This window comes from Mesorhizobium tamadayense, assembly GCF_003863365.1.
In the GTDB taxonomy this organism is placed as follows: domain Bacteria; phylum Pseudomonadota; class Alphaproteobacteria; order Rhizobiales; family Rhizobiaceae; genus Mesorhizobium; species Mesorhizobium tamadayense.
Genome location: NZ_RQXT01000032.1, coordinates 75,317 through 85,783, shown reverse-complemented (window position 1 = coordinate 85,783; position 10,467 = coordinate 75,317). Strand labels below are relative to the sequence as shown.

The following is a 10,467-nucleotide window of genomic DNA, read 5'->3' as shown; positions in this document are numbered from 1 at the left end:
CGTGCGCGGATGGCGGAGAGGGAGGGATTCGAACCCCCGATGCCCTTGCGAGCATGCCGCATTTCGAGTGCGGTGCATTCGACCACTCTGCCACCTCTCCGCGAGGTCATGGTCGGCCGTTGCCGGCGCGGCGCACTAGATAACGGCTGGGCGCTGCAGTTACAAGGCCTTATTCAGCCGATTTTCAGGCTGCTGCGGAGAGCCGCAACGCCGCGATGATGCGGCCGTTGCCGGCACAGCCGGCTGAGGGCGCCTTCGCCGCTTGCCGCGCGGTTCGTGCCGTCGACCAACTCAGAGCGCCCGGCGCATGCCCGGTCACAACTTCGGGCGAGGCTCTGCTCAGGGACATTGTCGCTTCCCAGGCCGGGGTAAGTGCGGGGTTCCATTGCCTTGACTTCCGCGCAACCTTCGGTTAGGGACGGCGCGCAATCGGCGTGGAGGCTCTTCCGCGCCGCTTGTTTTTTGAACCCGCAGACTGACAAAAAGACGGCCGAACCGCTTGAGGCGGTTCATCGAGGCCGACCGAACAGCGAAAGGCAAAAAATGTTCGCAGTCATCAAAACGGGCGGCAAGCAGTATCGCGTCGCCGCTAACGATCTGCTCAAGATCGAAAAAGTCGAAGCCAAGGTCGGCGAGATCGTCGAGATCGGCAATGTGCTCGCGCATGGCGAGGGCGAGAATGTCACCTTCGGCGCGCCGTTCGTCGATGGCGCCATGGTCACGGCGGAAGTCGTCGAGCAGGGCAAGAACCGCACCGTTATCGCTTTCAAGAAGCGCCGCCGCCAGAATTCGCGCCGCAAGATCGGCCATCGCCAGCTTCTGACCACAGTGCGGATCGCCGAGATCCTGCTGGGCGGCGCCAAGCCGTCGAAGAAGGCCGCCGCGAAGCCGGAAGCCAAGGCCGAGGCCAAGGCGCCCGAAGCCAAGGCGGAAGCCGCTGCCGAAGCGAAGGCAGAGGCCGCTCCGAAGGAGGCCAAGGCCAAGAAGGAAGCCAACGCAGAGGTGGCTGCGAAGGAAGAGGCCAAGGCCGAGACCGCGGCGCCGCTATTCAAGGCGCCGAAGGGCGAGCCAGATGACCTGACCGTGATCAAGGGCATCGGCCCGGTCGCCGCCAAGGACCTGGCAGAGCAGGGCATCGTCACCTTCGCACAGCTCGCCAAGCTCACCGACAAGGATGTCGCCAAGATCGACGAGCACATGCCGTTCAGCACCGACCAGATCAAGGACTGGCGCGAGCAGGCCAAGGAACTGGCGAAGAAGTAAGGCGAGCGAACAAGTAGACGGGCCGGCGAAAAAACGTCGCCGGATCGGACTTGAAACGGAACGCGAACGCGTTCATAAGACCATTCAGGCGCCCTAGGGCGCATCGGAGTTAGTTAGATGGCACACAAGAAAGCTGGCGGTTCGTCGCGCAACGGTCGCGACTCGCACTCCAAGCGGCTCGGCGTGAAGAAGTTCGGCGGCGAAGCCGTCGTCGCCGGCAACATCATCATTCGTCAACGCGGTACCACCTGGCATCCCGGCGTCAATGTCGGCATGGGCACGGACCACACCCTTTTTGCGCTGGAAGCAGGCGCAGTCGCCTTCAACAAGAAAGCCAACGGCCGAACCTACGTGTCGGTAAACCCGATCACCAAAGCAGCGGAGTAGCCGGTTCCGCACCATAACACCGGCGCCCATCTCGGGAACCGGTGTCTGGCCAGGCCAGGAAAAGGATCAGGAGAGATGGGCTTCCATCTCTCCTTTTTATTTTCTTTGCCTGGAGGACTAAAATGGTTGCCGAAGCGGAAGACACCGAAGACGAAAGTTACGCGATCGATTGCCCCGTGCTCGCCACCGAGCGTCTGGTCATGCGTGCTCCTCGCGAGAGCGATCTCGAGCAACTCGTTGCTTTAGCCGACAACCGACATGTCGCCGAAATGCTGGCCCGCATGCCGCACCCCTACGGCGAGGCCGAAGCCCGCGCCTTCCTGGCCATGGCCTCGTCGCGCCGCGCCGGCATCGTCTACGCGCTGACGCTTGCCGGCACCGGCACCTTCGTCGGCTGCGCGGGGCTCAACACCACCGATCGCGGGCTGGAGCTCGGCTACTGGATCGGCGAACCCTACTGGAAGCGCGGCTACGCCACCGAGGCCGCGCACGCGCTGGTCGACCTCGCCTTCCAGAAGACCCCGATCCAGGTGCTGCACGCCTCGACCAGGGTCATCAATCCGGCCTCGCGCCGGGTCATGCACAAGTGCGGCTTCCAGTATGCCGGCCAGGGCATGCTGAACTCGATCGTCGCCGGCCAAGTGCCGGTCGAGCGCTACCGCCTCGACCGGAAGACCTGGACCAGCTTGCGGAACTGGGTGCATTTTTGATGGCTGCTCCGCAAGCTGTGCTTGATTAAGAGTCCCCCTCACCCGGATTGCCGACCGAATTGCGAAGAGCAATTCGGGGCAATCCGACCTCTCCCCTAGGGGAGAGGAGTTTGAGGCGCCGGTGCCTACCTCTTCCCCCTTAGGGAGAAGGTGGCCGCGAAGCGGCCGGATGAGGGGGCTGCTACGCGGTTGGGCTCAGCCCAGCTCGACCCAGACCGGCAGGTGATCCGACCCACGGGCCTGCCGGTCGGCCCACAGGCGCTTCAGCGAGCCAGCGAGCGAGGCGCTGGTGAAGACATAGTCGATGCATTTGTGGCGGCCGGCATCGTCGGGCCGCTTGGGATCGACCCAGGTGACGAGATCGGAGACGCCGAGGCGCTGGGCGGCATCGACGGCGAGATCGGCGGTGAGCGGCATGCCGAACTCATGGTCGGGACGGCCGGCGAGATCGACATATTCGGGCGACCCCGGCAGCATGTTGAAGTCGCCCATGACGATGAAGGCTTCCGGATAGGGCAGGTCCGGCAGGCCGATCTCGGGAATGCCGGAGAGCCCGCCGCCTTCCAGCGCGTAGTTCAGCAGGCGCTGGCGCAGGAAGCGGATCTGGCTTTGGCGCTCGACCGGGCTGCGGTGGTCGAGATGGGTTGAGTAGAAGCGGACGAAGCCGAGCGGCGTCTCGATCAGCGCCTCGAGCGCGCCGCGCTGGAAGTTCATCGCCTCGAGGCTGCGGCTGCGCGGCAAAAGGAGATTGCGCGATAGATGAATGGGCGTCTTCGACAGCACCATGTTGCCGAGCTGGAAGGTCCTGGTGACGGCGCGGCCGGCATCCAGGCGCGAGCCGACATTGACCTCGAAATTGCTGCCGTAGGCGACAAAGTAGTCCGGCAGCGCCTCGCCGATCTCGGCCACCATGTCGTGGTCGCCGTTGCGCGGGTTGTTGCGGGTCACCTCCTGTAGGGCGATCACATCGGCGCCGCGCACGGCATCGGTAATGCGGTCGACATCGTAGCGGCCGTCGAGACCGATGCCGTACTGGATGTTGTAGGTGACAAGCAACATTGCGGCATCTCCCCAGCCCTTGCGCATATGCACGTCCAAAGGACGCGCGACGCTGTTGTTGCAAAACGGCCTCGCCCTTCGCCTCGCCTTGGTTTAGAGCAATCCCGCAAAGCCACTAGCAGAAACTCAGCAATCCTATGAAATTCCTCGACCAGGCTAAAGTTTACATCCGTTCCGGCGACGGCGGCGCCGGTTCGGTGTCGTTCCGGCGCGAGAAATTCATCGAGTTCGGCGGCCCGGACGGCGGCGACGGCGGCCGCGGCGGCGATGTCTGGGCCGAAGCCGTCGACGGCCTGAACACGCTGATCGACTACCGCTACCAGCAGCATTTCAAGGCCAAGACGGGCACGCACGGCATGGGCCGCAACATGACCGGCGCCAAGGGCGCCGACGTCACGCTGAAAGTGCCGGCCGGCACCCAGGTCTTTGCCGAGGACAATGAGACGCTGATCTGCGACCTGACCCAGGTCGGCCAGCGCTTCCTGCTTGCCAAGGGCGGCAATGGCGGTTTCGGCAACCAGCATTTCAAGACCTCGACCAACCAGGCGCCGCGCCGCGCCAATCCCGGACAGCCGGGCGAAGAGCTCAACATCTGGCTGCGGCTCAAGCTGATCGCCGATGCCGGGCTGGTCGGCCTGCCCAATGCCGGCAAGTCGACCTTCCTGGCCGCGGTCACCGCCGCCAAGCCGAAGATCGCCGATTATCCGTTCACCACGCTTTATCCCGGTCTTGGCGTTGCCCGCATCGACGGCCGCGAATTCGTGCTGGCAGACATTCCCGGCCTGATCGAGGGCGCGCATGAGGGGGTCGGCATCGGCGACCGTTTCCTCGGCCACGTCGAGCGCACGCGCGTGCTTTTGCATCTGGTTTCGGCGCTGGAGGAGAATCCGGGCAAGGCCTACAAGACCGTGCGCGCCGAGCTCGAAGCCTATGGCAACGGGCTAACCGACAAGGTCGAGATCGTCGCGCTCAGCCAAGTCGACATCCTCGATGCCGATGCCCGCAAGAAGAAGGCGGCGTCGCTGAAGCGCGCCGCCGGTCGCGCGCCGATGCTGGTGTCGGCGGTCACCGGCGAAGGCGTCGAGGCGGTGTTGCGCGCGCTGATGGCGGTGGTTGCCGAGGCGCGCGACGCCGTTCCCGCCCCCGTCGACACGCGCTGGCGGCAAGACCGATGAAATCGCTGAAATCATACCGGCGCATCACCGTGAAGATCGGTTCGGCGCTGCTCGTCGATCGCGAGACCGGATTGAAGCGCGACTGGCTGAGCTCGCTCGCCGACGACATCGCGGTGCTCGCCGATGCCGGCGCGGAGGTGCTCGTCGTCTCGTCGGGCGCCATCGCGCTCGGCCGCACCATTCTCGGCCTCGGCAGGCGCGCGCTGAAGCTCGAGGAGAGCCAGGCCGCGGCCGCCGTCGGCCAGATCGCGCTTGCCGGCGCCTGGTCGGATGCGCTCGGCAGGGACGGGCTGAAATCGGGCCAGGTTCTCTTGACCCTTGGCGATACGGAAGAGCGCCGTCGCTACCTCAACGCGCGCGCTACGATCTCGACGCTGCTCAAGATGAAGGCGGTGCCGGTCATCAACGAGAACGACACGGTGGCGACCTCCGAGATCCGATATGGCGACAACGACCGGCTGGCCGCGCGGGTGGCGACGATGATGGCGGCCGATCTCCTGGTGCTGCTCTCCGACATCGACGGTCTCTACACGGCGCCGCCGGCCAAGGACCCTGGCGCCAAATTCATTCCCGTTGTCGACCGCATCACCCCCGACATCGAGGCGATGGCGGGAGCGGCCGCTTCCGAATTGTCGCGCGGCGGCATGCGCACAAAGCTCGACGCCGGCAAGATCGCCAACGCCGCCGGCACGGCGATGATCATCACGTCCGGAACGCGGCTTTCGCCGCTGATGGCGATCGAGCGCGGCGAACGCGCCACCTTCTTCCGCCCGAGCGCTAACCCGGTGAAGGGCTACAAGACCTGGATCGCCGGACAACTGGAACCGGCCGGCCGGCTCACCGTCGATGCGGGCGCCGTCGGCGCGCTGAAGTCGGGCAAGTCGCTGCTGCCGGCCGGCGTGAAGCTGGTCAGCGGCAATTTCTCGCGCGGCGACACGGTGGCGATCCTGTCGCCCGAGGGCCGCGAGATCGCGCGCGGGCTGGTTGCCTACGATGCCGCCGATGCCGTAAGGATCGCAGGTTTGAAGACGGCAGAGATCGAAAATGTGCTTGGCTACGAGGCGCGCTCGGCGATGATCCATCGCGACGACCTTGTGGTAAGCCTTGCTGGCGACCAAGTATTGGCCAGCGATCAAGTATTGAGCGGCGAATGACCCGGCGGAGGATGAACCATGCTGAAGCTGCATGAAAAATCCGGGGAAGACACGGTGACGCTGATGGCCGATATCGGCCGTCGCGCCCGCGCCGCCGCCCGACCGTTGGCTGTTGCAACTACCTCCGCCAAGAACGCCGCGCTGCTGGCCATGGCCGACGCGATCCTGCGCAACGAGCAGGCGATCCTCGACGCCAACGCCATCGACATGTCGAACGGCGGGGAAGCCGGCCTGTCAGTGTCTTTCATGGATCGGCTCAAGCTGACACCGTCGCGCATCAAGGCGATGGCCGACGGCATGCGCGAGATCGCCGCGCTGAAGGATCCGGTCGGCGACGTGATCGCCGAATGGGACCGCCCGAACGGGTTGCATATCGAGCGTGTGCGCACGCCGCTCGGCGTCGTCGGCGTCATCTATGAAAGCCGCCCGAACGTGACGGCGGACGCCGGCGCGCTCTGCCTGAAGGCCGGCAATCCGGTGATCCTGCGCGGCGGCTCGGATTCGATCAATTCGTCGTCTGCGATCCATGCCTGCATGGTCGAAGGGCTGAAGGCGGCGGGCCTCCCCGAGGATGCCGTCCAGCTGGTGCCGACCACCGACCGCGCCGCCGTCGGCGAGATGCTCAAAGGCTTGAGCGGCAATCTCGACGTCATCATTCCGCGCGGGGGCAAAAGCCTGGTCGGGCGCGTGCAGAACGAGGCGCGCGTGCCGGTATTCGCGCATCTCGAAGGCATCTGCCACCTCTATGTCGACCGCTCGGCGAAGCTCGACATGGCGGTGAAGATCGCCGTCAACGCCAAGATGCGGCGCACCGGCGTCTGCGGCTCGGCCGAGACGCTGCTGGTCGACCGCGCTGTGGCCTCCACGCATCTGGTGCCGATCCTCGAGGCGCTGCGCGCGGCCGGTTGCGAGATCCACGCCGACACCGAGGTGCTGCAGGCTTTTTCCGACGCGAGCCCGGCGACCGATGCCGACTGGGTGACGGAATATCTCGACGCCATCATCGCCGTGAAGCTGGTCGGCGGCGTCGCCGGCGCGATCGAGCATATCGAGACCTTCTCCTCGCACCACACCGAAGCGATCATCGCCGAGGATGCGCAGGCGGTCGAAAAATTCTTCAATGAGATCGATTCCGCCATCCTGCTGCACAACGCCTCGACGCAGTTCGCCGATGGCGGCGAGTTCGGCATGGGCGCCGAGATCGGCATCGCCACCGGCAAGATGCATGCGCGCGGACCGGTCGGCGTCGAGCAGCTGACCTCGTTCAAATACCGCGTGCGCGGGTCGGGACAGGTGAGGCCTTGAAGTTGTTTGGCGCTAGAGCGTAGACCGTTGCGCCTGGACACCCCCCTCTGCCCTGCCGGGCATCTCCCCCGCAAGGGGGGAGATCGGCTGTCACAATTCCCTTCGCCAATCGCCGGCGCTGCAAAGTTTGTGCCTTCGCCGAAACCGCTAATCTCCTCCCTTGCGGGGGAGATGTCCGGCAGGACAGAGGGAGGTGCCTAGCGCATGCTTTCCCAGCCCGAGCAGCCTGTCCCAACCCGCTACTTAAAAATGCCGCATGCCGGAAAGGGCCTCGCCGTCGGCCTGTTCGGGGGCTCGTTCAACCCGCCGCATGCCGGCCACGCGCTGGTGGTCGAGATTGCGCTGAGACGCCTCGCGCTCGATCAGCTCTGGTGGATCGTCACGCCCGGCAATCCTCTGAAAAGCGCACGCGAGCTGGCGCCGCTCGGCGAACGCGTCGCGCTGTCCGAAAAGATCGCCAGGAATCCGAAGATCAAGGTCACCGCCTTCGAGGCAGCGCAGCATGTCCGCTACACTGCCGATACGCTGGCGCTGGTCAAGGCGCGCAATCCGGGCGTCGACTTCGTCTGGATCATGGGCGCGGATAGTTTGCGCGACTTCCATCGCTGGCAGCGCTGGCGGGAGATCGTGCTGACCTTTCCGATCGCGGTCATCGACCGCCCGGGCGCCACGCTCTCTTTCCTGTCGTCGGTCGTCGCCAAGACCTTCGACTATGCCCGCGTCGACGAAGGCGACGCTCCGCTTCTTGCCCGCATGCGGGCGCCGGCTTGGACCTTCGTCCATGGTCCGCGCTCGTCGCTGTCCTCCACCGCGATCCGCAACGCGGCGAAGGGGTAGCTCCTTACCTTTTCCCACATGGGGAGAAGGGAAGACCGGCCATGTCGCTTTTACGGCGGCTTTTCGCCCTTCGGTGAGCGATGCTGGCAGCCATGCTGGAGAAGAGCCGCACCGCGATCGACCTGGGCGCGCAGTCGTCGCCGCTGATCGCCATCGCCAGCGTCGTCGTGTCGATGGCGCTGATCGCGATCGGCAACGGGCTGATGTTCGCCTTCATTCCCGTCCGCCTCGGCGCCGAAGGCTTCGATCCGACCTGGGCCGGACTGATCGTCACCGGCCTTTCGGCCGGCGGGCTCGCCGGCTGCATCCTGACCGGACCGCTCGTCAGGCGAGTCGGTCATGCCCGTGCGTTCATGGTGCTCTCGGCGCTGATCGCGCTCTCCAATGTCGCGATCGGCGCCGGACCGATGCCGCTGCTGTGGATCGCGGCGCGGGCGCTCTACGGCTTTGCCATCTGCGGCCTGTTCATCGTCGCGCAGAGCTGGCTCAACGACGCCTTGCCGAATGCCATACGCGGCCGGGTCATGGCCGTGTTCTACGTCGCCTATATCGGCGGATTGGGCGTTGGCTATGCGACACTTGCCGCGATCGACATCGAGACAGCGGCGGCGCCGCTGATCGGCGTCGCCTTCACCGCGCTCTCCATCCTGCCGGTGGGCATGACGCGGCTTGCCCAGCCGCCCGCGCCGCAGGCGGCTTCGGTGGCGCTCGGCCAGGCCTGGAAGATCTCGCCGGTCGGCGTCGTCGGCATGCTGGCGGTGGGCGGGCTGTCGATGATCATTTCCGGTTTCGCGCCGATCCACGCCACCGCCAAAGGCTACAGCCAGGCGGATGTGGCGCTGCTGTTGTCGGCGATGCCGGTGGGCACGCTGATCCTGCAGATACCGCTCGGCTGGCTCTCGGACCGCACCGACCGGCGCTACGTGCTGGCGGGCGCGGCGGCGCTCGCGGTGGCGGCGAGCCTGCTCGCCATTGTCTTCGACGGCGGAGCGCTGATCGCGCTGGTGGTGATCTATCTCATCTGGGACGGCGCGTCGGAATCGATCTATTCGATCTCCAGCGCGCACGCCGCCGACCGCGCCGGGAGGGAGGAACTGCTGGCGCTCTCGAGCTCGCTGCTTTTTGCCTGGTCGCTGTCCGGCTTTATCGTGCCCGGCATCGTGACGGCGCTTTCCGCCGTCTTCGGCACCGAGACCTTCATCTATGTCGCCATCTTCATCGCTTCGGCATTTTGCCTGTTCGTGCTGTGGCGCGTGATGGCGGCGCGGCCGACGCCTGCTGCCGCCACCGGCAGCTTCGCGCCGATGTCGGCGCAAACACCTCTGCCGGTGGAGCTCGCCTTCGCGCCGGACGAGCAGTCACGACAGGCCAAGAACTGAGCCGTTGGATTTCGCTTTGCAATCCGGACAGAAAACCGCTTCACGCTTTTCCTGGAATTGCTCGAAGGTTTGTTTTTGAACCATGATCTTCTCCGAAAAGTCTGCGACTTTTTAGGGATCGTGGCCTACTGCTTGCGAGCCTCCGCGTCCGGCAGCTCGGGCGGCGGCAGCGGGATCGAAATGCCTTCGTTGTCGAAGGCCTGCTTGGCGCGTTTGGTCATGTCGATCTGGGTGGCGAAGTAATCGGCAGCCGACGTCCAGTAGCGCAAGGTCAGCGAGACCGTGCTCTCGCCGAGGTTCGCGATGAAAGCGATCGGCGCCGGTTCGCGCCGGATGCGCTTCTCGGCATTGGCGATGGCAAGCAGCGTCTTTTGCCCGCGGTCGATGTCGTTCCATGAGCCGATGCTCAAGCTGATGTCGCAGCGCCTGACGCCGTTGCGGGTGAAGTTGCGCACCGGCTGGTTCCACAGCGTCTGGTTGGGCGCCAGGATATAGACGCCATCGACAGTGCGCAGCTTGGTCGCGAACAGCCCGATCTCCTCGACCGAGCCGGCAATCGAGCCGACCTCGACATGTTCGCCGATGCGGAACGGCCGCAGCGCCAAAAGCATGATGCCGGCGGCTATGTTCTGCAGCGTGCCCTGCAACGCCAGTCCGATGGCCAGGCCGATGGCGCCGATGGCGGCGATGATGGAGGCTGTCTGCACGCCGAACTGGCCGAGCACCATGATGACGACGAGAATCAGGATGGCGTAGCGGACGATCTTCGAGAAGAAATGGCGAAGCGTCGCGTCGAAGCCGTGGATGTGGCCGAGGCCGGCGAAGATCGAGCGCTCGGCAAGGCCGGCGACGAAATAGCCGACAATCAGAAGGATGATGGCGCCGATCGCCGAGAAGGAATAGGAGACGATGAGCGTGCTGAGCTGGGCAAGCCCGGCCTGGACGGTGAGGAGGGCGCTTTGCGGGTCGGTCGGCATGGAAAAGTCCCCATTGGTCAATGAGCCGATAACCCGTGCCAAGCGTAATGGGTTCCGATTTTTTCGGGAGTGCGGAACCCAACGAAGAGGGGCCGCGTTGGCACCGATAGGCCGGCCCGTCTTGAAACTGCAACGGAACTCTGCCTATCTAAGTGGTGTCACCTGATTTGCCGGGTGATTTGGTTGTTCTTGTTGGGAAAGGAAACACACTGAGAACAGCA

The 10,467-nt window shown here is 65.1% G+C and carries 11 protein-coding genes and 1 tRNA gene; 8 read left to right on the top strand and 4 right to left on the bottom strand.

Annotated features, from left to right (window positions below; all coding sequences use genetic code 11):
* Positions 1 to 10: 10 nt before the first annotated feature.
* Positions 11 to 100, bottom strand: a tRNA-Ser gene (locus EH240_RS23310).
* 84 nt (positions 101 to 184) lie between these two features.
* Complete coding sequence (locus tag EH240_RS38105; protein WP_167484122.1) at positions 185 to 349, bottom strand: hypothetical protein; 165 nt, start codon at positions 347 to 349, stop codon at positions 185 to 187.
* 194 nt (positions 350 to 543) lie between these two features.
* Here EH240_RS38105 and rplU point away from each other — a divergent pair, with 194 nt between their 5' ends.
* The 3 genes from rplU to EH240_RS23295 all read left to right on the top strand — a co-directional run bounded on the left by rplU (position 544) and on the right by EH240_RS23295 (position 2,360).
* Complete coding sequence (gene rplU, locus EH240_RS23305) at positions 544 to 1,263, top strand: 50S ribosomal protein L21 (protein WP_125002981.1); 720 nt, start codon at positions 544 to 546, stop codon at positions 1,261 to 1,263.
* Between the two features lie 117 nt (positions 1,264 to 1,380).
* A complete protein-coding gene (gene rpmA / locus EH240_RS23300) occupies positions 1,381 to 1,650 on the top strand; it encodes a 50S ribosomal protein L27 (RefSeq protein ID WP_125002979.1) in 270 nt (89 codons plus the stop codon).
* A gap of 122 nt (positions 1,651 to 1,772) precedes the next feature.
* Positions 1,773 to 2,360, top strand: a complete 588-nt coding sequence (locus EH240_RS23295) for a GNAT family N-acetyltransferase (protein WP_125002977.1) — start codon at positions 1,773 to 1,775, stop codon at positions 2,358 to 2,360.
* 195 nt (positions 2,361 to 2,555) lie between these two features.
* Here the strand turns inward: EH240_RS23295 and EH240_RS23290 are convergent, their stop codons facing one another.
* Positions 2,556 to 3,419 (bottom strand): endonuclease/exonuclease/phosphatase family protein, encoded by an 864-nt coding sequence (locus EH240_RS23290; RefSeq protein WP_125002975.1) that lies wholly within the window; start codon positions 3,417 to 3,419, stop codon positions 2,556 to 2,558.
* Positions 3,420 to 3,556: 137 nt separating this feature from the next.
* Here EH240_RS23290 and obgE point away from each other — a divergent pair, with 137 nt between their 5' ends.
* From obgE to EH240_RS23260, 5 genes are all read left to right on the top strand, one after another.
* On the top strand, positions 3,557 to 4,594 hold the full coding sequence (gene obgE / locus EH240_RS23285) for a GTPase ObgE (RefSeq protein ID WP_125002973.1): 1,038 nt from the start codon (positions 3,557 to 3,559) through the stop codon (positions 4,592 to 4,594).
* Positions 4,591 to 5,748, top strand: a complete 1,158-nt coding sequence (gene proB / locus EH240_RS23280; protein WP_125002971.1) for a glutamate 5-kinase — start codon at positions 4,591 to 4,593, stop codon at positions 5,746 to 5,748. The genes obgE and proB overlap by 4 nt, the downstream gene beginning before the upstream one ends.
* 18 nt (positions 5,749 to 5,766) lie before the next feature.
* Positions 5,767 to 7,053: a glutamate-5-semialdehyde dehydrogenase gene (locus tag EH240_RS23275; protein WP_125002969.1), complete on the top strand. Its 1,287-nt coding sequence runs from the start codon at positions 5,767 to 5,769 to the stop codon at positions 7,051 to 7,053.
* 249 nt (positions 7,054 to 7,302) lie between these two features.
* Positions 7,303 to 7,890: a nicotinate-nucleotide adenylyltransferase gene (locus tag EH240_RS23265; protein ID WP_125002998.1), complete on the top strand. Its 588-nt coding sequence runs from the start codon at positions 7,303 to 7,305 to the stop codon at positions 7,888 to 7,890.
* A gap of 80 nt (positions 7,891 to 7,970) precedes the next feature.
* Positions 7,971 to 9,269 (top strand): MFS transporter, encoded by a 1,299-nt coding sequence (locus tag EH240_RS23260; protein ID WP_167484121.1) that lies wholly within the window; start codon positions 7,971 to 7,973, stop codon positions 9,267 to 9,269.
* Between the two features lie 125 nt (positions 9,270 to 9,394).
* Here EH240_RS23260 and EH240_RS23255 read toward each other — a convergent pair whose 3' ends face one another.
* The gene (locus EH240_RS23255; RefSeq protein WP_125002965.1) at positions 9,395 to 10,246 is read right to left on the bottom strand and encodes a mechanosensitive ion channel family protein; all 852 of its coding nucleotides are present in this window, start codon (positions 10,244 to 10,246) and stop codon (positions 9,395 to 9,397) included.
* Positions 10,247 to 10,467: the final 221 nt, after the last annotated feature.

Excerpts from the sequence above, each read along its gene's own strand:
- EH240_RS23275 (WP_125002969.1), top strand. The coding sequence starts at position 5,767 with ATGCTGAAGCTGCATGAAAAATCCGGGGAAGACACGGTGACGCTGATG.
- rpmA (WP_125002979.1), top strand. The coding sequence starts at position 1,381 with ATGGCACACAAGAAAGCTGGCGGTTCGTCGCGCAACGGTCGCGACTCG.
- EH240_RS23260 (WP_167484121.1), top strand. The coding sequence starts at position 7,971 with ATGCTGGCAGCCATGCTGGAGAAGAGCCGCACCGCGATCGACCTGGGC.
- proB (WP_125002971.1), top strand. The coding sequence starts at position 4,591 with ATGAAATCGCTGAAATCATACCGGCGCATCACCGTGAAGATCGGTTCG.
- EH240_RS23295 (WP_125002977.1), top strand. The coding sequence starts at position 1,773 with ATGGTTGCCGAAGCGGAAGACACCGAAGACGAAAGTTACGCGATCGAT.
- EH240_RS23265 (WP_125002998.1), top strand. The coding sequence starts at position 7,303 with ATGCCGCATGCCGGAAAGGGCCTCGCCGTCGGCCTGTTCGGGGGCTCG.
- EH240_RS23255 (WP_125002965.1), bottom strand. The coding sequence starts at position 10,246 with ATGCCGACCGACCCGCAAAGCGCCCTCCTCACCGTCCAGGCCGGGCTT.
- obgE (WP_125002973.1), top strand. The coding sequence starts at position 3,557 with ATGAAATTCCTCGACCAGGCTAAAGTTTACATCCGTTCCGGCGACGGC.
- EH240_RS23290 (WP_125002975.1), bottom strand. The coding sequence starts at position 3,419 with ATGTTGCTTGTCACCTACAACATCCAGTACGGCATCGGTCTCGACGGC.
- rplU (WP_125002981.1), top strand. The coding sequence starts at position 544 with ATGTTCGCAGTCATCAAAACGGGCGGCAAGCAGTATCGCGTCGCCGCT.
- EH240_RS38105 (WP_167484122.1), bottom strand. The coding sequence starts at position 349 with ATGTCCCTGAGCAGAGCCTCGCCCGAAGTTGTGACCGGGCATGCGCCG.